The sequence below is a fragment of the Marinovum sp. PR37 genome (assembly GCF_028807375.1).
Taxonomy (GTDB): Bacteria; Pseudomonadota; Alphaproteobacteria; order Rhodobacterales; family Rhodobacteraceae; genus Marinovum; species Marinovum algicola.
This window is the reverse complement of the sequence record NZ_JARAML010000006.1, coordinates 45,821-67,122: the sequence shown is the minus strand read 5'-3', so window position 1 is coordinate 67,122 and position 21,302 is coordinate 45,821. Positions and strand designations below refer to the sequence as shown.

The following is a 21,302-nucleotide window of genomic DNA, read 5'->3' as shown; positions in this document are numbered from 1 at the left end:
CGGCGATCTTCACTCGGGCGGTCTTACTTGCGGCCGGACTGGCGCACGGCGGCCGGAACCGTGACGGCGCCGGTCAAGAGCGCGACCGTCAGGATCGTTGAAATCAGCATCAGACTGTCCATGGCACTCTCCTTTCACCGGGCCAACGCGCCGCGCGCCGCGCCGGTTCCCTGGTGTCGTGGCCGTCGGCGGGAACTGCGCGCCGGACTTCGCGTTGGACCCCGAGAGGCGCGTGCCCCGGCGGCTTTGGGCACGCGGCCAAAACTGCCGGCCAAAACAGTGAGACAAGGGGTGACACGTGACAGCGCAAGACAAACCGACAGTTCTGATCACCGGTGCCGCGGGCCGCATCGGCCGCGCCCTCAGCGAAAAACTTTCCGCCAGCTACACCGTGCTTGGCGTCGACCTGCCGGAGAATGCCGAGGACGGGCGTATCTTCGGCCTCGACATCACAGATGAGTCTTCGGTCGCCCATGCGCTCGATCAGGTGCGCGAGGACAGCGGCGGCACGCTGGCGGCGGTGATCCACCTCGCCGCCTATTTCGACTTTTCCGGCGGCGAGAGCCCGATGTACGACAAGGTCAACGTCGAGGGCACGCGCAACCTTCTCAAGGGACTCGAAGGTCTGGATGTGGCGCATTTCATCTATGCCGGCACCATGCTGGTGCACCGGCCCGGCCACCCCGGCGAGCGCATCAACGAGGACACGCCGCTGGCACCGGGCTGGGCCTATCCGAAATCCAAGGCCGAAACCGAAGATGTGATCCGCGAACTCGCACCCAGGACCAACCCGGAGATGTCGGTGCTGCTTTTGCACATGGCCGGGCTTTATGATGACAAGACGGCGGTGCCGACGCTCAGCCAGCAGATCGCGCGGATCTATGAACGGGATCTGAAATCGCATGTCTATTCCGGCGATCTGCAAGCCGGGCAGGCGTTTATCCACCTCGAGGACATGCTGGAGCTCTTTGCCAGCGCGATCGATCGGCGCGACCGGATCGAGGGCCTCGAAGTTGTGCTGGCGGGCGAGCCGGATGCGATGAGCTATGCCAAGCTGCAAGAGGAACTCGGCCAGCTGATCCACGGCGAGGAGGATTGGCAGACCCTGCGCGTCCCGGCGCCGGTGGCCCGGGTGGCCGCCCGGGCCGAGGTGGCGGCCGAAGAGCCGATCCCCGATGCCCTCGACGAAGGCGAGAAGCCTTTCATCCGGCCTTTCATGATCGAGCTGTCGTCGGATCACTACGCGCTCGACATCTCCAAGGCCAAGGAGCTGCTGGACTGGGAGCCGAAACACCGCATCCGCGACGGGCTGCGCCATATCGTGGCCGCGCTCAAGGACGATCCGATGGGCTGGTACAAGGCCAATGGCATCACGCCGCCGGTCTGGCTGCGCTCGGCCGAAGAGGCCAATGCCGAGGCCGAAGACCTGCGCGCCACACATGAACGCGAATACCGTGCCCGCCACCACGACAACCTTTGGGCGCATTGGGCGAATTTCGGCCTGGGGCTTTGGCTGCTGACCTCGCCGCCGCTGCTGGGCTACGGCGAAAGCTGGCTGGCCTGGAGCGACGTGCTGGCCGGGCTGGCGCTGAGCCTCTGCGCGCTGCTGTCGATGTCGTGGCAATTGCCGCACGCGCGGTTTGCCGCCGCCGCTGTGGGCTGCTGGATCATGTTTGCGCCGCTGATCTTCTGGGCCGAAAACGGGGCGGCCTATGTCAATGCAACGCTCACCGGCATGCTGGCGGTGGGCTTTGCGCTTGGCCTGCCGCCCGCGCCCGGCGTCTCGCCTGCCGCCGCCCAGACCGGGCCGGTGATCCCCAAGGGCTGGGATTATTCGCCCTCGGACTGGTTTCAGCGGCTGCCGGTGATCCTGCTGGCGGTCGTCGGCCTGCTGATCTCGCGCTACCTGACGGCCTATCAGCTCGAAAGCATTGATGGCGTCTGGGAGCCGTTCTTTGACGGAACCCTGCCCGACAAGAACGGCACCGAGCAGATCATCACCTCGGAGGTCTCCGAGGCCTGGCCGGTGCCCGACGCCGGCCTCGGCGCGCTGACCTATGCGCTCGAGATCCTCGTCGGCGTGATCGGCTCGGCGAGGCGCTGGCGTACCATGCCCTGGCTGACGGTGCTGTTCGGCGTGATGATCGTGCCGCTGGGCGCGGTATCGATCTTCTTTATCGTGATCCAGCCGATCGTGATCGGCACCTATTCGACGCTGGCGCTGATCGCGGCCGCCGCGATGCTGCTGCAAATCCCTTATGCCATCGACGAGATCGTCGCCACGGTGCAATTCCTGATCCGCCGCCACCGCGCCGGGCGGCCCTGGTTGCTGGTGTTCTTTACCGGCGACACCGACGAAGGCACTGGCGAGATCGACCGGCAGGCTTTCGAGCGCAAGCCCGGCGTGATCCTGCGCGACATGCTGAGCGGCGGTATCACCCTGCCGTGGTCGCTGCTGGCCTCGATTGGCGTGGCGCTCTGGCTGATGCTGTCGCCGCTCTACCTGACCTGGGACAGCCCGGTCGCCGCCGCCGTGCACATTTGCGGCGCGCTGGCGCTCACCGTGTCGGTGACCTCGCTGGCCTCGGTAGTGCGGATGGCGCGCTTTCTGAACGTGATCATCGGTGTGGTGCTGATCTTCGCACCGCTGGTCACCGGCGGATCGGTGCTGGCCTATCTGACCTGCTTTGCCGCCGGGCTGCTGCTGATCGGGCTGACCGTGCCGCGCGGGCCGGTTGGTGGGCACTATGGCGCGATGAACGCCTGGATCAGGTAACGACCCGGCGCAACGCGCCAGAGAGCGCGAGCGCCTCACCCCCCGCATAGCGGCTGTCAAAGCCCATCCGCGCCAGCGCCTCTTGTTCGCGCGGGTGCGGCGGCAGGCGCAGCGCGTCCCGCAGCAGCCGCGCCTTGCCGCGCAGCGTCGGCGTGTGGCGCGATAGCTCTTCCAGCGCCGGCAAGAGCAGCCGCTCGATCTCGTCGAAATCGCTGCCGAAGGGAAAATCGGGCAGTTCGGCGCGATACGGGGCGAGCCAGTTTTCTACTGTCTCGGGCCAATTGTTGCGCGCGCTCTGCGGCAGGGTGAACCCCTTGGGCAACTTGCCCGCCTTCTGCGCCCGGTCGATCAATTCGTCCTGAAAGGCGCTGTCGGCGATGGCGATCAGCGCGGCAATGGTTTCGGCATCCGACCTGCCACGCAGATCGGCGATGCCGTATTCCGTCACCACCACATCACGCATATGGCGCGGCACGGTGGTGGTAGCGACCGACCAACGGATGTTGCTGTGACGCTTGCCGCCGGACCAGCGCGTCGCCGGCAGGGTGATGATCGACCGCGCATCGTGCAGCGCAAAGGCCTGTTCGACAAAGTTGAACTGGCCGCCGACGCCGCTCACCACCTGGCCGTTTTCAACCGTGTCGGACATCACGTCGCCCATCACCGAGACCTGCATCGCCCCGTTGACAAAACGCGCCTTGACCCGTGCGGTGCGCTTCTCGGCCTCGTTGCCGTAAAGCGCGTTGGTGAAACTCACCGGCGTCATGGCAATGCGGGCACGTTCCTCGCGCGGCATCTCGCGCAGGCGGCGATAGAAATCGCGGGTATCGACAAAGAAGCCGGCGGCAATCGCATGGCCGTCGACCTCGCGCCGGACGACGCCCGCCTCGAACAGCGCCAGCAGCCCGCCGACCAGCATCTCGGTCACGCCGTGCAGGCCCTCTTCGAACGGGCCGCCGGGCGCAGGCAGATTGAAGGGCGCGGCGCGCTGGATTGGCGGCGCCGCGCCACTGTGGCGCAGAAGCAGCGCATGGGCCACCGCATCGCCGATCGCGCCGATGCCGATCTGCAAGGTGCCGCCATCGGCGATCAGCCGCGACACATGCAGGCCGATGGCATGGGCGGCCGCATCGACCGGGCGTTTGACCGCCGAGAACAGCTCGTAAGGTTCGGGCACGAGGGTGAGGTGAAAGGCCTCCGGCGTCAGCACCGCGCCGGGCCCCTGCATGAAGGGCAGATCGGGGTGCACCTCGCCCACGGCGAGGAAATCGAGCTTGCCCTCGGCGCGCATGGCAAAGAGATCGGCGGAAATATCGGTATTGCCCGACAGGCTGAAAGCACCGTCCTGTTCCGATACGAGCTGGGCCAGTACATTGGGCTCTTGCGCGATCAGCACGTCGCGGGCATGGGTGTAATTGGCCGAAATATAGGCCTGCTGCATCGGCGCCACGCCGAGCCAGCGGCCGGCCAGCAGAAAGAATTCGTTCACCGTGATATTGTCGGGCAGCGCATCGCGGCGCAGCAGCTCGGCATACAGCAGCGTTGGATAGGCGCCAAACAGCCGGTCCTTTGCCGGCCCCAGAAAACGCGCCTTCATCCCCGAACCGGGATCGGGCGGCTCCAGTGTCAGCGCGGTGAAGATGGCCAGCCGGATCGACGGGTCGTCACAGGCCAGCTTGACCAGCGCGTTGACCAGCCGCACCGGCTTGCCCAGCCCCAGAGGCAGCGCCAGCCGGATCTCGCCGCCGGTCCTGGCGACGATCTCGCGGGCGGCGGCCTCGGCGTCGTGCAATCGCTGCATCACATCTCACGCCAGCCCCGGTCGGCGGCAAACCGCGGCCCGTGACGCTCGGCCAGGGTGTCGAGACGGTCGGCGATCTCGGCGTGGCCCCGGGTGCGGGCATAGTGCATCGGCCCGCCGCGGAACGGCGCAAAGCCGGTGGCAAAGATCATCGCTCCATCCACCTCGTCGGCGCTGCGGGCCACCCCCTTGCGCAGGCAGGCGACGCAGGCATCGAGCATCGGCAGGATCAGCCGGTCTGTCAGATCCTCGGGCGGGGCGTCCTCGGCCTGCGGATGCGGCGTGCCATCGGACCAGTCGTAAAAGCCCTTGCCCGCCTTCTTGCCGGTCTCGCCCGCCTCGACCTTGTCGCGCAGGCGCTGGCTGATCGGCGGCATCGGCTTGTCGAGGGCCTCGGACAGGCTTGTCGCCACATGCAGCCCGATGTCCAACCCGACCTGATCGGCCAGTGCCACCGGCCCCATAGGCATGCCGAAATCGAGCGCGGCGCGGTCGATCACCTCCTTGTCGATGCCTTCGTCCATCAGCACCATCGCCTCCATCAGATAAGGCGTCAGCGCGCGATTGACGAGAAAGCCGGGGGCATCGGCGACCCGCACCGGCAACCGGTCGATGGCACCGCAGAACGCCGCCAGACGGCGCAGCACGGCGTCATCGGTGGTCTCAAGGCGGACCACCTCGACCAGTTGCATCCTGGACACCGGGTTGAAGAAATGCAGACCGGCAAAGCGCGTCGGATCGGCGACGCCGTCCTTGAGCGTCTCGAGCCGCAGGCTCGAGGTGTTGCTGGCAAGGATGGCCCCGTCTTTCAGCTTTTTGCCGACCTCGCGATAGATCCCGGATTTCAGATCGGCATCCTCCGGCGCGGCCTCGATCACCAGGTCGGCCCGGGCCAGACCGTAGCCGCGCGGATCCGGCATCAGCCGGTCGAGCGCGTCGCGCGTCTCGCCGCTGCTCAGGTGCTTGTCGCGGCAGGTCTGGGCGGCGTCCTTCACGGCCTGGCCCAGCGGCGCGAGCTTGACGTCGCCAAGGGTCACTTGCTTGCCCTGAATGGCGGCCCAGGCGGCGATTTCCGCGCCCATGGCGCCGGCGCCGATCACATGCACATGGGAAATGCCGTCAGCGCCCCGCGTCTCGGCCTTGAGCCGTTGCCGCAGGAAGAACACCCGCCGCAGGTTGCGCGAGGTCTCGCTGTCGAGCAGATCGGCGAAGCTCTCGATCTCGGCCTTTTGCATCCGGTCACGGTCGTCGCCGTATTTCTCCCAGATATCAATCAGCGCATAGGGCGCTGGATAATGCGCCCGTGGCGCCTTTTTCTCGGTTTCGCTGCGCATCCGGCCGGCGGCATAGCTGCGCGCCGCTTCGATCCGGAAGGCGCGGGATTTCAGGCCCGGCTCGGGGCGGTCGTTCTCACCCTCGGCGATGGCCGCGACGGCGGCGGCGACATGGCGCTCTTCGGTCACGGCGTCGACGATGCCAAGCCGCTCGGCCTTGGCGGTATGCGCGCTCTTGCCGGTGAGCATCAGCGTCATCGCCTCGGTCGGGTCGATCAGCCGGGTCAGGCGGAAACTGCCGCCCAGCCCGGGATGCAGGCCCAGGTTGACCTCGGGAAAGCCGAATTTCGCGCCGTCGATGGCAATCCGGTGGTCACAGGCGAGCGCAATCTCGAACCCCGCGCCCAGCGCCGCGCCGTGGACGATTGCGATGGTCGGACAGTCCAGCGCCTCCAGCCGGTCAAGCACGGCATGGCCCTGTTGCAGGAGCGCCGCCGCGCCCTGATCGCGCATGTCGTTGAAACTGTCGATATCCGCGCCGGCGGCAAAGCCCGCCGGCTTGGCCGAGCGGATCACCAGTGCCCGCGGCGTGCCGATCTGATCCAGCGCGGCATCGAGCCCGGTCAGCACCTGCTCCGAGACGGTGTTGACCGAACTGCCCTCGCAATCGAGCACCAGCCAGTGGATGCCGTCGGCCTCGCCATGCCGCCAGGGGTGGCCGGAGGCATCGGCAGCGGGGCCAAGCTCACAATGGGTTTCGCCGAGAAAGGAAAGCACAGGTCCGGTCATCACACAGCCTCCAGCAACATGGCGCCGCCCAGACCGCCGCCGATGCATTCTGTGGCGATGCCGGATGTGTCGCCGCGCCGTTTCATGGCATTGGCAAGGTGCAGCACGATCCGGTTGCCGCTGGTGCCCACGGGATGGCCCAGCGAGATCGCGCCGCCATCGATATTCAGATCGTCGCGGTCGGGCGCGCCGAAGGCCCCGTCGAGCCCCAGCACCTCGCGGCAGAACTCCGGGTCTTTCCACGCCGCGAGGCAGGACAGCACCTGCGCCGCAAAGGCTTCGTTCAGCTCCCAGAGGTCGATATCTTCGGCGCCGAGGTCGTGCCGCCGCGCCAGCGCGGTCGAACAGAGCACCGGCCCAAGCCCCATCACCGAGGGGTCGAGCGCCGCCCATTCGCTGTCGACGATGCGGGCCAGCGGTGTCAGCCCATGTCTCTCGACCGCCTCTTCCGAGGCGACGATGACCCAGGAGGCGCCATCGGTGATCTGGCTGGAATTGCCCGCCGTGACCTTGCCATACGGCCGTTCGAAGGCCGGGCCGGGCTTGGCCAGCCCCTCCATGTCGCTGTCGGGCCTCACACCGTCATCATGTTCATGCGCCACACCGTCGCGGGTAAAGGCGGGCATGACCTCGTCCTCGAGCCAGCCTTCGCGCTGCGCCCGGGCCAGCCGGTGGTGGCTTTCCATCGCATAGGCGTCGGCGGTCTGGCGGGTGATGCCGAAACGATGCGCCAGCACCTCCGCGGTCTGACCCATGTTGAGATCGGTGATCGGGTCGGTCAGCCCGCGTTCCAGCCCGACCACGGGCTTGAAGAATTCGGGGCGCAGACCGGTCATCGCCTTGGCCTGCTCGATGGGCCCCTTGGCCTGCGACATCTGGCCGAACCATTCCACCGCGCTCTGCCGCAGAACCAGCGGCGCATGGCTCAGCGCCTCGGTTCCGCCGGCGAGGATCATGTCATGTTTGCCCTCGCGAATGTAGCGAAAGGCGGTATCGATCGATTGCATGCCCGAGCCGCAATTGATCTGCACGGTAAAGGCCACCATCGCTTCGCCCAACCCCAGCCGGAGGGCGGCAACGCGGGCCGGGTTCATCTCGTCGGCGATGACATTGACACAGCCAAGGATGACGAGATCAAAGCTCTTGCGGTCAAACGGCTGGCGCGCCAGCAGCGGCCGGCCGGCCTGCACCGCGAGATCGACCGGGGTGAAGGGGCCGGGCTTGCCGCGGGCCTTGAGGAAGGGCGTGCGGGCGCCATCGACGAGATAGACAGGTCGGGTCATTGTGCGGCCATCCTTTCGCTGTCGCTGGCCTCCAGCCCGGGGTAATAGCTGGCGAGGTCCTTGGGCGAGAAATCGTCAACGGCGATTGTCTGAGACACCTTGTCCTCCATATCTGAAATGCGTGTGCGGTCGGCTTCGGAAATGATCCCGGCATCAAGCGCGCTGTCGGGGCTGTGGCCGCTTTCGCGCAGGCGCTTCATCAGCGGCGCAGCGTCGATCACGGCGGCAAAGGCAGCGTTGAGCGCGCCGACGCCATTGCGATCGCAACCGCCATGCAGCCGCCCGGTGATACGGTCACGGGCCGCTGAGGGTTCGAGCAGGAGATTGGCGACGCGCACCGTCAGCCGGTCGTCGGGGCCGCGTGCGCTGCCGCCGGGAAGGGTGAGCGCACGGCCCAGCCAGCCGGCCCAGCGGGCGGGCAGATTGGCCAGCACCTCGTCAAGCGCCCGACGCATGCCGGCAAAGCTGCGTGCGGCGGCATATTCCAGCACCGGCAGATCGGCCTTCTGCTGCCCCTCGTCCTGCCAGCGCTTGAGCGCCCCGGAGAGCAGGTACATTTCCGACAGGATGTCGCCCATCCGGGCCGAGATCATCTCGCGCCGCTTGAGTTCGCCGCCCAGGGTCAGGAAGCAGAGATCGGCCACCAGCGCATAAGACGCCGCCCAGCGCGACAGCTGGCGATAGATCGGCGTCGCGGCCCCGGCCTTGCGCGGGGCCGAGGCCAGCTTTCCGCCGCTCCAGGCGCGCGACAGGCTGCGGCCGACGGTCTTCAGCGCATGGCCGACATGCGACCAGAACGCCTTGTCGAAGGCTTCGAGGCTCTCGTCCTCGTCTTCGATCTGCAAGGCCTGCATCTCATCCAGCAGATGCGGATGCGCCCGGATCGCGCCCTGGCCAAAGATGATAAGCGAGCGTGTGACGATATTGGCGCCTTCGACGGTGATGCCGATCGGTACCGCGCGATAGAGCGGCAGCAGGTAATTCGTCGGCCCGTCGATCACCGCCTTGCCGGAATGCACGTCCATCGCATCGTTCACCGCCTCGCGCATGCGAAAAGTCGCATGCGCCTTCATGATCGCCGAGATCACCGAAAGCGCCCTGCCCTCGTCCAGCCCGGCGCAGGTCAGTCGCCGTGCGCCATCCATCAGGTAGGCGTCGGCGGCAAGCTGCGCCAGCCGCGCCTGGATGCCGCCGAATTTGCCAATCGGCAGGTTGAACTGCTCGCGGACACGGGCATACGCACCGGTGGTATGGGCGGAAAAACCGATCGCGGCACAGCCCATCGAGGGCAACGAAATGCCCCGTCCCGCGGCCAGCGCCGACATCAGCATCATCCAGCCGCGGCCGGCATATTCCTGGCCGCCGATAATGTGATCGAGCGGGATGAAGACGTCCTCGCCGGTGGTCGGCCCGTTGAGGAACATGGTCGAGGACGGAATATGGCGCCGCCCGGTCTCGACCCCGGGCAGATCGGCGGGCACCAGCGCGCAGGTGATGCCGACCTCTTCCATGCCGCCCAGATGCCCCTCGGGATCACGCAGTTTGAAGGCCAGCCCCAGAACGGTGCACTTCGGCGACAGGGTGATATAGCGCTTGGACCAGTTGAGTCGGATGCCCAGCACCTCTTCGCCCTGCCACATGCCTTTCTCGACGATGCCCTCGTCGCGCATGGCGGAGGCGTCGGAACCGGCCTCGGCGCTGGTCAGGCCAAAGGCGGGCAGCTCGCGACCGTCGGCGAGGCGCGGCAGCCAGTGCTCCTTCTGCGCCTCGGTGCCGAACATGTGCAACAGCTCGCCGGGGCCCAGCGAATTGGGCACCATGACGGTGACGGCCGCGGCAACCGAGCGGGTGGCGATATAGCGGACCACCTCGGAATGGGCGTAGGCGGAAAAGCCGAGGCCGCCGTGTTTCTTCTCGATGATCATGCCAAAGAATTTCTGCGTGCGCAGGAACTCCCAGACCTCTGGCGGCAGATCGGCGTCGCGCTGGTTGATGTCCCAGTCGTCGATCATCGCGCAAAGCTCTTCGCAGGGCCCCTCGAGAAAGGCGCGCTCTTCGTCGCTGAGCCTGGGCTCAGCCACCGCATGCAGCTTGTCGTAATCGGGATTGCCCGAGAACAGCTCGGCTTCCCACCAGACCTCACCGGCATTGAGCGCCTCCGCCTCGGTCTCTGACATCTGCGGCAGAGCCGTCCTGGCCCGGCGGTGGATGGGGCGGGTGATCCTGGTCTTGCGAAAATCTGACATGCGCGACTGTCCCTCCTTGCCTGGGACAACCGTTCAGGTGGACGAAGGTTCCTGCCTCAGAGGCCCCGGACGGCGTCGTCTTCGCGGGTGTTGGGCTGGTCCTGCCCGGTTTCCTTGCAGAGCGTCCGCAGGGCCGACTTCAAACCTTCCTCGAGTGTCGGATGGTAATAGGGCATGTTCAGCAAGTCGGTCGCCGTCAGCCCGCGGCCGATTGCCAAGGCGAAGATATGCGCCAGATGGCCGGCGTCGGGTGCGCAGAGGCTGGCGCCGGTGAGCTTGCCGTCCGCATGCCGGGCATAGAGCCGGCAGAGCCCGCCGAGCCGATGTTCGACCCGCGCCTTGCCCTGGTCGTCATAGGGCGCGGAGGCGCCGACAAAGCTGGCATCGTCGGGGTCGGGAATGATGCCCACCTCGGCCGCCTCGGGACGGGTGAAGGTCAGGGCAAAGGGCACCATGCGGGAAAATTCCGCAACGTCAGGGCAGCTTGCGGCGTTTCGGCCGGCGATATGGCCCTCGTGCGCGGCCTCGTGCAGCAGCGGCCGGTCGCTGTTGGCATCGCCGGCGATGAAGATCGACGACGTGCCGCAGCGCAGGGTCTGACGGTCGAACTCCGGCGCGCCGTGATCGTCGAGTGCGATCCCGGCGTTCCCGAGATCGAGCCCGTCGAAATTGGGTGGACGCCCCACTGCCAGAAGCAGCTTCTCGAAGGTGCGGCTCTGGCCATCCCATGTCAGCCGGACACCATCGTCGGCCGGCGCGACCTCGGCTTCGGTGTTCAGATGCAGCGGCAGCTCTTCGGCCAGCAACTCGCGCAGGGTCTCGCCGACCTGGCTGTCCTGCATCCCGGCCAAGGTGTCGCCGATGTCGAATACCGCGACCTCGACCCCGAGGCGGCCCAGCGCCTGCGCCAGTTCGACGCCGATCGGCCCTGCGCCGAGCACCGCAACCGACCGTGGCAGGTCTTCGAGGTCGAAGATCGTCTCGTTGGTGAGGATGTTGTCCGACACCGCGCGGAAAGGCTCGGGGAGCGCGGGCGTAGCGCCAGTGGCGATCACCACGGATTTGGCCGCCAAGCTGCGGCCATCGTCGAGCAAGAGCCGGTCGGGTCCGTCGAACCGCGCCCGCGCCGTGATCCTGACCGCCTCCGGCAAGTCGGAAATGCTGTCCTTCACGCCTTGGACAAACCGCGCGCGCACCTTGTTCAGCCGGCGCATCACGGCGCGGCCGTCCACCTCGGGATTGGCCGCGATGCCGAAGGCCCCGGCGTCGCGCACCGCATGGGCCGCGTCGCCGGCCGCGATCAGCAGTTTCGACGGCATGCAGCCGGTCGCGGCGCAGGTCGTGCCCCTGAACTCCGGGTCGATCAGCAAGGTGCTGGCGCCCAACTTTCTGGCGCTGCGCTGCGCGGCCAGCCCGGCGGTGCCGGCGCCGATGATTGCCACGTCACATTGCAGATCCGTCATGCTGCCTCACTCTCTCAGCGGCCGGGCCGGCGCGGCCGGGGCCTTGGTCACGGGCGCGTCGACCTGGGGCCGGCGATCAGCCAGATGATAAAGCCCAGAAGCGGCAGGATCAGGATCAACAGCACCCAGAGCACCTTCTTGCCGGTCGAGGCCGTCGAACCGACAACCGAAACGATGGCCCAGACATCCAGCACAAGCAGGATGAACCCGCCAATTCCGGTGATCTCTGTCATGATGCGTCCCTTCCCGTGAATTCACTTGTCGGACGAACGCAGCGATCCGCCGACAGGTTCCCTTCACGGGAAGAGATTTCGCGGCTCAGTCGTCATCGTCGTCGTCGCCTTCCTTGGGCCAGGCCAGCGGAAAGGTGACATGCAGCTCGAAGCGGTTGTCCTCTTCGACGGTGTCGAGCTTGCCGTTGAGCTGGATCACGAAGGTCTCGATCAGCTTCGAGCCGAGGCCGGTGCCCTCGGGCCGGGACGGCTCGCCTTCGGGCTTGAGCCGCGAATTCACCACGCTCAGACCGATGACGCCGGGGCTGGCCTCCTGCAAGGCGATGTTGATCCAGGCGCCGTCGGTGTCCTTGTCGACATCGCAATGCTTGACCGCGTTGATCGCCGCCTCGGCCACCATCAGCGACAGCGGCACCGATTGATCGGGGGTGATTTCAACCGGGTCGAGCTTGGTCGAGACCGCAATGCGGTGGCCGGCCTCTTCGAGCGAGCCCAGCGCGACCTGCTGTTCGATGATGTCCTCGAGCAGCTTGTCAGCCCGCACCATCGACAGCTTGCGCGCCATGTAGAGATAGCGGTGGATCGCCGAAAGCGCCATCACCCGGTCCTGCACCCGGCGCAGCAGGTGCTTGGCGCCGGGGTTGGATGTGGCGCGGATCTGCATGTTCATCATCGAAGCAATGAGCTGGAGGTTGTTCTTGACCCGGTGGTGCACCTCGCGCAGCAGCACGGTCTTTTCCTCGAGATCCTCTTGTCGGCGGCGGTCCTGCTCGCCCAGCCGTTCGGTCATCGCACGGAAGGCCTCGGCGACGTATTCCACTTCGAGCGGCGGGTTGTCGAGCCGGGCATTGGCAAAATCGGTCTGACCCTGAGCATAGAGCCGCATCCACGACCGCAGCCGGCGGATGTGCCGGATCACCAGACGGTGGACGCCGACATAGGCCACCGCGATGGCGATCACCCAGATGAAGATCGGAAAATAGAGCGCCAAGGTCTCGGCGTAGCTGGTCACCAGCAGGCCCCGGTGGCGCGGCGCCCAGCTGCCCATCACAAAGACCTCATCCTCGACGATCGGCGCGACCGCGAAGTCGCGCAACGCCCCGGCGCGGTTGTAGCCGCGAAAAGTGTGCCGGCCGCGCATCGCCATGGTGTCGAGCGCCCGGTCGCTGGGCAGCACGCTGCGCCGGTCGTCGGTGAAATTTTCGGTCGCCAGCACATCGCCGCCGGGCTGAAACAGCACCAGCTCGACGTCAGGCGCGGCGCGTTTGAGCGCAGCGTTGAGATCGACCAGCGGCACCGACACCCAGGCCACACCGCGAAAGACGCCGGCTTCCATCACCGGCACGGTCACGTTGAGCGTCGCGCGCCCGGCCAGGAACCCGAACGACCGCACGAAAAGCCCCGGCTCGGGACGCAGGATCTCGTCCTCGAGCGCGTCGAGACCGGTGACATCGAGACTGTTGTCCGAATTGCACACGAGGCCAAGCTCGCTGTCGACATAGCCGGCGAAGACGAAATCGCGGTTCTGCGCCACGACCCGCGCCAGCACCGCATCGCAGGTTTCCTGGGTGTCGCGCACCGCCGGGATGGTGATGCTGAGGGTCTCGGCTGTGCTGGCGGCGGCGCTGATCACGTTGCGCGCCACGGCGACGGCCTGCTGGGTCTCTTCCAGAAGCGCTGAGCCGGACAGGCTCTGGCGCTCTTCGATGAGCTTGTAGGTCTGATACACCGAGATCAACCCGAGCGGCAGGATTGCCAGGCTCAGAACAAACGCGAGCTGAAGCGCCAGCCCCGGCCTGTGCAAACGGCGCCGGGTCGCCGAGGTGGTTTCGCTCATGCAGCCGGTTTCCCGGTCACGACGGCCAGAGTGGCCGCATCGGTAATCTCGAAATCTTCCTCATCGTCGAGTTCCATCAGCTCGGCCAGCCGCTTGCGGGCGCGGTTTGTCCGGCTCTTGATGGTACCGACGGCACAGCCGCACATTTCGGCGGCGTCTTCGTAGGAAAAGCCCTCGGCGCCCACCAGTACCAGCACCTCGCGCTGTTCATCGCTGAGCTTGGCAAAGGCGGCGCGGAAATCCGCCATCGCAAGATGACCGTCATGGGCGGGCTTTTCCGAAAGCTTGCCGGCCATGATGCCATCGGGATCCTCGACCTCGCGCTTGCGCTTGCGATACAGCGAGTAATAGGTGTTGCGCAGGATGGTAAACAGCCAGGCACGCAGGTTGGTACCGGTCTTGAACTTGTCAAAATTCGACCAGGCCTTGACCACGGCATCCTGCACCAGATCGTCTGCCGCCGCGCTGTTGCGCGTCAGACTCATGGCAAAGGCCCGCATGGCAGGCAGATGCTCTACGAGCTCGTCTCTCGGGTCTTTCGGTTGGGTCACGCGTCATCCTTGGGCTGCTGCGAGCCGGTTTTCGCCTCTTCCTGCTGGCGCAGTTTTTCAAGAAGCTGTGAGAAACGATCGGGCAGCGGCTCTTCGGACAGATCGGAATAGACCCGCCGAAGATTTTCATCGATTTGCCGATCAAGCTTGGTTGTCTTACTGTTGTTTGCCATCATGCCCTTCAGGTTAATCAACGCCGCGTGGATGCTTCTTCGCACCTAGGCTGGAACTTAACACCGAGTTATGCGTTTTTGTTCCCAGCTCATCAAATTTTTCGAGGACCACATGACTGAAAGCCACACACAGACTGATGTGACCGGACAGATCGCGACCGAGTTGCCCTACCTGCGTCGTTATGCACGGGCGCTGACCGGCAATCAGCAGACGGGCGATCATTATGCCGCTGCGACGCTCGAGGCGCTTCTGACTGATGACAGCGTTCTGAGCGGCACGCAACACCCCAAGGTGGCTTTGTTCAGGGCCTTTCATGGCATCTGGGCCTCCTCCGGCTCGCCGGTGGAAGAGCTGGACGAAGAAAGCTCGCCCGAGGCGCGCGCCCAGTGGCGGCTGTCAGGGCTGACGGCCAACACCCGCGAGGCGCTGCTGCTGAATTCGATCGAGGGATTCACCATCCCCGAAATCTCCGCCATCCTTGACGTGCCGGAACAGGAAGCCGGCGATCTGGTGGTCATCGCGCGCAGGGAAATGTCGGGCGCGATCCGCGGCCGCATCCTGGTGATCGAGGATGAGGCGATCATCGCGATGGATATCTCGGCCATCGTCGAAAGCATGGGCCATGTGGTGACCGGCAATGCCCGCACCCGTGACGAAGCCGTCGCCCTGGCGCATCGTGACCGGCCCGACATGGTGCTGGCCGATATTCAGCTGGCCGACAATTCCTCGGGGATCGATGCCGTCAATCACATCCTGTCAGAGCTGGGCGAGGTGCCGGTGGTCTTCATCACCGCCTTCCCCGAGCGACTTCTGACGGGCGAACGGCCAGAACCCGCCTTCCTTATTGCCAAGCCCTATACCGAGGAGCAGGTGCAATCGGCCGTCAGCCAGGCGATGTTCTTCTCCAGTACCCAGACGTTGAAAGCATAATACCTCGCACTTCAAAGGCGCCCCGATTTCCATCGGGACGCCTTTTTCACATCTTGCATCTCGTTGATCTTCTGGCCGTCACGTCTCAGGGTGCGCGCCCCCGCATGATGCGCAGCACGACCGCCACGAGAAAGAGAACGAGGAAAACAAAAAACAGTATCTGCGCAATCCCGGCCGAGGCCGATGCGATGCCGCCAAACCCCAGCAGACCGGCAACAAGCGCCACGATCAGGAAGATGAGTGCCCAATACAACATGGACGCCTCCTTTCATCACTCTTTACCAAGTGGATAATCAACCACCAAACCAGTCGGTAGGTTCCGGGACATTCCGCACAGTTAAGTGACTGTGGGCAGATTGAAATGTGCTCTTGGGGATGAACGCCGCGCGCGGCCAAGCGGCATCATCTCCCCGGCAAGGCCGGGAAGGTCGGGGCGTTCTTGACCGGATAAGGCCTGTCAGGGCCGGCCGCTTTAGCTTCGGGCGGCCTCTTTTTCCCGCAATTGGTCCAGAAGCTGGGCCATGCGGTCGGGCAATTTGCCCTCAGAGGGTTGGCGATAGATCCGCTTGAGATTGCTGTCGATCTGGTTCTGCACCCAATCCTCTGTGTTGTTGTCATTCTCAGGCATATTCGGACGTCCGGGTCATTGTTCCTATTCTGGTTCGGGGGCTTAACCATCGGTGGTGCCCTGCGGTTCCATCGCGGATAGACACAGGTCCGGGCGCTGCCCCGATGCGGCTTTCCTGCCACAGCGGGAACAATGCCACAGACATCCGGTTGGCGAGGCAGGAGGTACCTGTCCTTGACATCACAACAGCCCAGAACGCTCGGCGAATTGGCCGACAGCATTTCCTCGGTCAGCGATCGCGACAAGGTGTCGGTGGATGAAATCGTCGATGCGGTGGGCCATCGCAGCCTTGTGCCCCTGCTGCTCGTGCCCGCCCTGCTCTGCGCGACGCCGCTGTCCGGTATTCCAGGCGTTTCGATGGTCGCCGGCGTGGCGATTGCGATCATTTCCTTTCAGCTTCTCATGAGCGTCGAGGAGGTCTGGCTGCCACGTCGGCTGTTGCGCCAGACAGTTGACGGCAAATCCCTGGACAAGGCCCTGCGGTCGGCGCGGCCGGTGATTTCCTGGATCGACCGGCACAGCCACAACCGACTGTCGGTTCTGTTTCACCGGCCGTTGATTTACCTGCCCGTGATACTGAGCCTGCTGTCCGGCATGATGATGCCCTTCCTCGAGTTCATTCCGTTTTCCTCCTCTGTCGCCGCCATCGGGGTGAGCTTTCTCGCACTGTCACTGCTGACCCGCGATGGCCTGTTTTTCCTGCTCGCCCTGCTGCCTTATGCCGGGTTGGGCTGGCTGATCGGTAGCCGGCTGCTCTGAGCGTGCTCCGGCCGAAGCCGGGCAGACATTCCTGCCCCGGACCTCGATGCCGCAACCTGTGGCACCCAGAGGGCAAGTGCCTGGACAAAATCAATAAAAACTGGAGCCGTTGTGCGTGGGTCTCGGCATTTTTCCGCCGAAATCTCCGGCAAGATTTAGGCGCCTGCGGGAACCCGGAGGCTGGACGCACGTTGTCTCAACAGGCGCGCATGAGCGCTATTTGTGGGTTAACAAGGAGACCTAGACATGAAACGGCTTTTGATTTCCACTGCGCTTGTTGCAGCGACCAGCGGCGCGGTCATGGCGCAGGGTGCTGACGGCATGTTCCGTACCGAAGCAGACCCGAACGCAATCCATGCCTCCGACTTCATCGGCATGCGCGTGTATCGCGCAGAGACCGACACCGACGCGGTCGACGGCCTTCAGGACGATTGGGACGACATCGGCGAAATCCACGACATCGTGCTGACCCGCGATGGCCAGATCGACTCCGTGCTCGTCGACATCGGCGGTTTTCTTGGCATTGGCGAAAACCGTGTCGCCGTCGACATGGGGTCCGTCCGCTTCGTCTCGGATGATGCCACGGCCGAGGACGAAACCGACTTCTTCTTGGTGTTGAACGCCCCGGTCGCCGCGCTTGAAGAGGCGCCGGCCTATACGGGCGGAATGGGCGATGCCATGATGGACGCGGATACCGCCATGGAAGAGACCGGCGCCGCGGTCGAAGGCGCGATGGAAGAGACTGGCGCCGCAGTTGAAGGCGCGATGGAGGAGACCGGCGAAGCCATGGAAGGTGCCATGGACGCAGTCGAGACCGAAGTTGACGGCGCGATGGACGCCGCCGAGGGCGAACAGCCCGCGACGGTCGCCACCGAAACCGACGCCGAGGTGACCACCGACCTCCAAGATGGCGCCGAGCCGGTTGATCCGGCCGGCGGACCTCTGAGCTATGGTGCGGGGCTGATCGAGCGCGAAGGCTATGCCACGGCACCGCTGGAAGAGCTGACCTCCGAGAACCTGACCGGGGCGCCGGCCTATGACAGCACCGACGACCACATCGGCGAAGTTTCGGAGATCATCCTGTCCGACAGCGGCGAAGTGAGCTCGGTGATCGTCGATGTTGGCGGCTTCCTCGGCATTGGCGAAAAGCCGGTGCAGCTGGAACTGTCGCAGATCGACATCCTGCGTACCGAAGGCGGCGGTGACATCCGCGTCTATATCTCGATGACCGAGGAAGAGCTCAAGGCAATGCCCGACTACGAAGGTTGAGCAAACCGTTCACCCGGTTCGGAAAAGCCCGCCCCACGGCGGGCTTTTTCTATTGCGCCAGGGCCGCCAGGGCTTCTTACCCGACATCGGAAACAAAACCGCCGGGGTGTGGCGCACCCCGGCGGCTTCGCATCGCGCCTAGCAAAGGCTGTCAGGCGTCGCGCGCCTGCGGTTCGGTTCCGCCGGCCAGTTCGTCGGCCTTGACCGCGCCACGCATACCAAGCGGCATGCCGGGGCCGGTGGTGCTGTCGGGCCGGACCTGGGCCTCGGCCTCGGCGTTGACCTCGGCGCCGACCAGCAGGACATAGGCCGAGATCCACAGCCACATCAGCAGCACGATCACCCCGGCAAGGGCTCCAAAGCTTTCGTTGTAGCTGCCGAAGTTTTCGACATAGACCGAAAAGCCGAACGACGCCGCGATCCAGGTGACGCAGGCCAGCACCGCGCCGGGCCAGAGCCAGATCCATTGCGCCGGTGCCCGATCGGGCGCGGTGCGATAGACAACAAGAATGCCGCCGATGGTCATCGCCAGCAGGATCACCCAGCGGGCCAGGCCGATCAGCATCTCGGTCAGTGGCCCCAGCGCCAGAATGGACAGGATGCCAGGCAGGACGAGCGCCGCGCCCAAGCCCGCGATCAGCCCGACCAGAAGCCCCAGCGTCAGCGCCAGCTTGATCAGCGTGAGGCTGACGATGCCCCGGGTCTCGGGCTGGTTGTAGGCCACGTTCATGCCTTCGATCAGGCTCGCCACCCCTTTCGACGCGGAATAGAGCGCGACGCCGATCCCGAACAGCGCGGCAAGACCGAGGCCGCCTTCCTGGCTTCCGGCCACCTCGATGGCCTGGCGGAGCACGATCTCGGCCACGGTTTCCGGCATAAAGGCCGTCACGGTCTCGAGTTCACCGGTGAATTGCTGCGGATCGAAGAGCAGGCCGGAAATCGCCATCAGAGCGGTGATCGCAGGAAACAGCGCCAGCAGACCGTAAAAGGCCACGCCGGCCGCGATCAGGCCGACGTGGTCCTCGTTCATCTTGCGCCAGGCGCGCAGAAAGATCATTTTCCAGCCGCGCAACGGAATGTCGCGCGGCCGGGTGGCATGGCGGCCGGGAATATCCGACATCGCTCAGCCTTTCGGTTTGCCGAGGTTTTCCTCGTCCGCCTTGTCTCTGGCGGCATCGGCAACCCGTTGACCGGCGTCGCGCATCTCGTCGGCCGCGGCCTCGACAGCGGTTTTGTCGCCCGGCGCGGCAGTGTCGGCGGCATCGCGTTTCTCTTCGGCGATGCTTTCGGCCTCGGACATTGCGGCGCGGGCGACACGCTCGGCCTTGTCGCGCTCTTCCCGGAAAATGCGCTCGGCCTCGTCGAAAAGCTCGTCACGGGTCTGCCCCACCAGCTCGTCCTCACGCTTGGTGCGCGGCAGGGCGCCGGCCAACGCGGCGCCGACGGCCAACGCGATGGCACCGGCCACCAGCGGCTGCTCCTCGACGAAATCCGCCGTGGCGTCGCGGCCGCGGGCATAGTTGCGCCGCGCCGCTTCATCGGCCTTGTGCGCCATGTCGAGCGCGCGCGCCCGGGCGGTGACGATCCGCTCGCGGGCGGCGTCGCTCAGGTCTTCGGTACCCCGGGCAAGCCGCTCGCGGGCGCGGCCCACACGGTCGGCGGTGCCGCGTGCGGCGCGGCTGACGCCATCGGCGGCGCTGCGCGCGCCCCCGGCCACGGCAGACCCTGCGGCGCTGGCGCCCGAGCCCACGGCCTCGGCGGTGGAACTTGCGCCCGAGGCGACACTGGCGGCGCCGTCGCGCACGGTCTCGCCGGCAGCGCTGGCGGTGTCGGTGGCACGGTCGGTCAGCGAACGGTCATTATCCTCGTCGTCCCAACCCTCGTCGAGATCGTGACGCGCCCATTCGGGATAGCCGGCATAGCTCGAGCCGTAACGCGCTTCGCGCTCGGTCGTGGTGCCATATCCGGCCCCGGCATAGCGGTCGCGCCCGGCGAATTCGCGCATCGGCCCGGCGGCGTAGCCAGGCACGCGACGGTCATGATTGCTGCTGTGATGGGTGACACCGTTGCGGCGGACGTCCTCGGCCGGGTCGTCGTGCGACCGGCCAAAGATCAGCCAGGCCAGGCCAACGCCGGTGACGGCCAGCGCCAGCGGATTCTGCTTGGCCGAGCGGCCGACGGCATCGCCGAACTCGCCACCATGACGCCGGACGCCATTGGCGATCTCGGAAATCACAGCCTCGGGCGAAAACTTGTCTTGCAGGGCATCGACGGTACTGGCCAGATCGGAGCGTTCGCGTTCGATGTCTCGTTCGATCTGATCGGGCGTGCGGGTGTCATTTGGCATTTGCGGCTCCTTTGACGGCTTCGACATCGCGCTGCACGTTGGCCGCGGCGCGGCTCGGAGCGATGCTGCTCAGTTTCAGATCGTTCAGGCCCTTCTGGACGAAGCCATAGGCGACGATCACCAGAACGACGCCCACGGCAAAGGCGGCCCATCCAGGATCCATCCCGGCTTCGGACAGCCCGGCGACAATGGCGCCGACAAGCACGTTGAGCGCGGTCAGCGCCACCACAAGCGCGGCCACCAGCAAGCCGATGGCGGTGCCCGCCCGGCGCAGGTTCTGGTCGATCTCGGCGCGGGCCAGATCGACCTCGCCGCGCACCAGGGCGCTGACATGGGCCATTGCATCGCCGAGCAGGCTGGAGGTGCTTTCATTCGGTGACTTGGTCATGATGTCTCTCCTTTCCCGGTGCGTGTCATGCTGGGGTGGGCGCTGGCCGAGGCCACGCCCTGGCTGCCGCCATAAGAGGGCTGGCCATCGCCGGGGCGCCCGCTGGCCTCGTCGCTCAGCCGGGCACGGCGCGATGCCTTGGCCATGCGCACGCCGGCAAAGCCCAGAAGCGCCGCACCGCCGAGAAAGGCCACCGGATTGCGCCGGGCGAAATCGCCCAGATCATCCACCATCTGGCCGAGATCCTTGTCGCGCACGGTGTCGGCGAAATCGGCCATCGAGGAGGCTGCGGCGCCGAAGGTGCGCTCTTGCGCCGAGCCGTCGCGCAGCTCGTCCGAGGCCTTGCGCAGCGCCCGGGACACGGACGAGATTTCATCGGCCACGCCCTCCTTGGCGGCATCGGCCCGGGCATGGGCCTCGCCGACGACGGTTTCGCTCATGTCGCGGGCGGTCTCTTGCGCATCCTTGCGCAGGGCGTCGGTCTCGGTCCGGGCCGTTTCCGGGTCGCTTTTGCGCGTTGTGGTTGTGCCGTCAAAGTTTTGGGTACTCATGAT

19 protein-coding genes are annotated in these 21,302 nt (G+C 65.8%); 4 read left to right on the top strand and 15 right to left on the bottom strand.

Going from position 1 to position 21,302, the window contains the following annotated elements:
- The first annotated feature begins 298 nt into the window (after positions 1–298).
- Positions 299–2,776: a vitamin K epoxide reductase family protein gene (locus PVW49_RS07140; protein WP_274590218.1), complete on the top strand. Its 2,478-nt coding sequence runs from the start codon at positions 299–301 to the stop codon at positions 2,774–2,776.
- Here PVW49_RS07140 and PVW49_RS07135 read toward each other — a convergent pair.
- The 9 genes from PVW49_RS07135 to PVW49_RS07095 all read right to left on the bottom strand — a co-directional run bounded on the left by PVW49_RS07135 (position 2,769) and on the right by PVW49_RS07095 (position 14,471).
- Entirely contained in the window at positions 2,769–4,577 is a 1,809-nt protein-coding gene (locus PVW49_RS07135; RefSeq protein ID WP_274590217.1) for an acetyl-CoA hydrolase/transferase C-terminal domain-containing protein, read from the bottom strand. The two genes, PVW49_RS07140 and PVW49_RS07135, sit on opposite strands and share 8 nt — an antisense overlap.
- Entirely contained in the window at positions 4,577–6,640 is a 2,064-nt protein-coding gene (locus tag PVW49_RS07130; protein WP_274590216.1) for a 3-hydroxyacyl-CoA dehydrogenase NAD-binding domain-containing protein, read from the bottom strand. Before PVW49_RS07130 ends, PVW49_RS07135 begins: the two co-directional genes overlap by 1 nt.
- Positions 6,640–7,923, bottom strand: coding sequence for an acetyl-CoA C-acetyltransferase (locus PVW49_RS07125; protein ID WP_274590215.1), 1,284 nt, complete (start codon positions 7,921–7,923; stop codon positions 6,640–6,642). The genes PVW49_RS07130 and PVW49_RS07125 overlap by 1 nt, the downstream gene beginning before the upstream one ends.
- Complete coding sequence (locus tag PVW49_RS07120; RefSeq protein WP_274590214.1) at positions 7,920–10,169, bottom strand: acyl-CoA dehydrogenase; 2,250 nt, start codon at positions 10,167–10,169, stop codon at positions 7,920–7,922. Before PVW49_RS07120 ends, PVW49_RS07125 begins: the two co-directional genes overlap by 4 nt.
- A 56-nt stretch (positions 10,170–10,225) precedes the next feature.
- A complete protein-coding gene (locus tag PVW49_RS07115) occupies positions 10,226–11,632 on the bottom strand; it encodes a dihydrolipoyl dehydrogenase (protein WP_074836903.1) in 1,407 nt (468 codons plus the stop codon).
- Positions 11,633–11,679: 47 nt separating this feature from the next.
- A complete protein-coding gene (locus PVW49_RS07110; protein ID WP_074836902.1) occupies positions 11,680–11,865 on the bottom strand; it encodes a PLDc N-terminal domain-containing protein in 186 nt (61 codons plus the stop codon).
- Positions 11,866–11,950: 85 nt separating this feature from the next.
- Positions 11,951–13,702: a sensor histidine kinase gene (locus tag PVW49_RS07105; RefSeq protein ID WP_074836900.1), complete on the bottom strand. Its 1,752-nt coding sequence runs from the start codon at positions 13,700–13,702 to the stop codon at positions 11,951–11,953.
- Positions 13,699–14,253 carry an RNA polymerase sigma factor gene (locus PVW49_RS07100; RefSeq protein ID WP_074836898.1) on the bottom strand — a complete coding sequence of 185 codons (555 nt, stop codon included), beginning with the start codon at positions 14,251–14,253 and terminating at the stop codon, positions 13,699–13,701. Before PVW49_RS07100 ends, PVW49_RS07105 begins: the two co-directional genes overlap by 4 nt.
- A complete protein-coding gene (locus PVW49_RS07095; RefSeq protein WP_244526496.1) occupies positions 14,250–14,471 on the bottom strand; it encodes a NepR family anti-sigma factor in 222 nt (73 codons plus the stop codon). The genes PVW49_RS07100 and PVW49_RS07095 overlap by 4 nt, the downstream gene beginning before the upstream one ends.
- A gap of 67 nt (positions 14,472–14,538) precedes the next feature.
- On the opposite strand from PVW49_RS07095, the gene PVW49_RS07090 reads away from it, so the two are divergent.
- Positions 14,539–15,357, top strand: a complete 819-nt coding sequence (locus tag PVW49_RS07090) for a response regulator (protein WP_274590213.1) — start codon at positions 14,539–14,541, stop codon at positions 15,355–15,357.
- Positions 15,358–15,442: 85 nt separating this feature from the next.
- Here the strand turns inward: PVW49_RS07090 and PVW49_RS07085 are convergent, their stop codons facing one another.
- Complete coding sequence (locus PVW49_RS07085) at positions 15,443–15,613, bottom strand: DUF1328 domain-containing protein (protein WP_048529304.1); 171 nt, start codon at positions 15,611–15,613, stop codon at positions 15,443–15,445.
- A gap of 216 nt (positions 15,614–15,829) precedes the next feature.
- Positions 15,830–15,985, bottom strand: coding sequence for a NepR family anti-sigma factor (locus tag PVW49_RS07080; protein ID WP_148562802.1), 156 nt, complete (start codon positions 15,983–15,985; stop codon positions 15,830–15,832).
- A gap of 174 nt (positions 15,986–16,159) precedes the next feature.
- Here PVW49_RS07080 and PVW49_RS07075 point away from each other — a divergent pair, with 174 nt between their 5' ends.
- Together PVW49_RS07075 and PVW49_RS07070 are read left to right on the top strand one after the other, a co-directional pair.
- Complete coding sequence (locus tag PVW49_RS07075; protein ID WP_274590212.1) at positions 16,160–16,744, top strand: exopolysaccharide biosynthesis protein; 585 nt, start codon at positions 16,160–16,162, stop codon at positions 16,742–16,744.
- A gap of 246 nt (positions 16,745–16,990) precedes the next feature.
- The gene (locus tag PVW49_RS07070; RefSeq protein WP_274590211.1) at positions 16,991–18,013 is read left to right on the top strand and encodes a PRC-barrel domain-containing protein; all 1,023 of its coding nucleotides are present in this window, start codon (positions 16,991–16,993) and stop codon (positions 18,011–18,013) included.
- Between the two features lie 151 nt (positions 18,014–18,164).
- On the opposite strand, the gene PVW49_RS07065 is transcribed toward PVW49_RS07070, so the two are convergent.
- Genes PVW49_RS07065 through PVW49_RS07050 form a run of 4 tightly spaced genes read right to left on the bottom strand, consistent with a single transcriptional unit; the run spans position 18,165 to position 21,299 of the window.
- On the bottom strand, positions 18,165–19,133 hold the full coding sequence (locus tag PVW49_RS07065; protein ID WP_274590210.1) for a YihY/virulence factor BrkB family protein: 969 nt from the start codon (positions 19,131–19,133) through the stop codon (positions 18,165–18,167).
- Between the two features lie 3 nt (positions 19,134–19,136).
- Positions 19,137–20,360 carry a DUF3618 domain-containing protein gene (locus PVW49_RS07060; RefSeq protein ID WP_274590209.1) on the bottom strand — a complete coding sequence of 408 codons (1,224 nt, stop codon included), beginning with the start codon at positions 20,358–20,360 and terminating at the stop codon, positions 19,137–19,139.
- Positions 20,350–20,748 (bottom strand): phage holin family protein, encoded by a 399-nt coding sequence (locus PVW49_RS07055; protein ID WP_048529297.1) that lies wholly within the window; start codon positions 20,746–20,748, stop codon positions 20,350–20,352. The genes PVW49_RS07060 and PVW49_RS07055 overlap by 11 nt, the downstream gene beginning before the upstream one ends.
- Positions 20,745–21,299 carry a hypothetical protein gene (locus PVW49_RS07050; RefSeq protein WP_074836889.1) on the bottom strand — a complete coding sequence of 185 codons (555 nt, stop codon included), beginning with the start codon at positions 21,297–21,299 and terminating at the stop codon, positions 20,745–20,747. The genes PVW49_RS07055 and PVW49_RS07050 overlap by 4 nt, the downstream gene beginning before the upstream one ends.
- Between the last annotated feature and the right edge of the window lie 3 nt (positions 21,300–21,302).

Coding starts and splice junctions, on each gene's coding strand:
- PVW49_RS07125 (WP_274590215.1), bottom strand. CDS start 7,923: ATGACCCGACCTGTCTATCTCGTCGATGGCGCCCGCACGCCCTTCCTC.
- PVW49_RS07065 (WP_274590210.1), bottom strand. CDS start 19,133: ATGTCGGATATTCCCGGCCGCCATGCCACCCGGCCGCGCGACATTCCG.
- PVW49_RS07090 (WP_274590213.1), top strand. CDS start 14,539: ATGACTGAAAGCCACACACAGACTGATGTGACCGGACAGATCGCGACC.
- PVW49_RS07055 (WP_048529297.1), bottom strand. CDS start 20,748: ATGACCAAGTCACCGAATGAAAGCACCTCCAGCCTGCTCGGCGATGCA.
- PVW49_RS07120 (WP_274590214.1), bottom strand. CDS start 10,169: ATGTCAGATTTTCGCAAGACCAGGATCACCCGCCCCATCCACCGCCGG.
- PVW49_RS07115 (WP_074836903.1), bottom strand. CDS start 11,632: ATGACGGATCTGCAATGTGACGTGGCAATCATCGGCGCCGGCACCGCC.
- PVW49_RS07050 (WP_074836889.1), bottom strand. CDS start 21,299: ATGAGTACCCAAAACTTTGACGGCACAACCACAACGCGCAAAAGCGAC.
- PVW49_RS07085 (WP_048529304.1), bottom strand. CDS start 15,613: ATGTTGTATTGGGCACTCATCTTCCTGATCGTGGCGCTTGTTGCCGGT.
- PVW49_RS07070 (WP_274590211.1), top strand. CDS start 16,991: ATGAAACGGCTTTTGATTTCCACTGCGCTTGTTGCAGCGACCAGCGGC.
- PVW49_RS07135 (WP_274590217.1), bottom strand. CDS start 4,577: ATGCAGCGATTGCACGACGCCGAGGCCGCCGCCCGCGAGATCGTCGCC.
- PVW49_RS07105 (WP_074836900.1), bottom strand. CDS start 13,702: ATGAGCGAAACCACCTCGGCGACCCGGCGCCGTTTGCACAGGCCGGGG.
- PVW49_RS07110 (WP_074836902.1), bottom strand. CDS start 11,865: ATGACAGAGATCACCGGAATTGGCGGGTTCATCCTGCTTGTGCTGGAT.
- PVW49_RS07080 (WP_148562802.1), bottom strand. CDS start 15,985: ATGCCTGAGAATGACAACAACACAGAGGATTGGGTGCAGAACCAGATC.
- PVW49_RS07130 (WP_274590216.1), bottom strand. CDS start 6,640: ATGACCGGACCTGTGCTTTCCTTTCTCGGCGAAACCCATTGTGAGCTT.
- PVW49_RS07060 (WP_274590209.1), bottom strand. CDS start 20,360: ATGCCAAATGACACCCGCACGCCCGATCAGATCGAACGAGACATCGAA.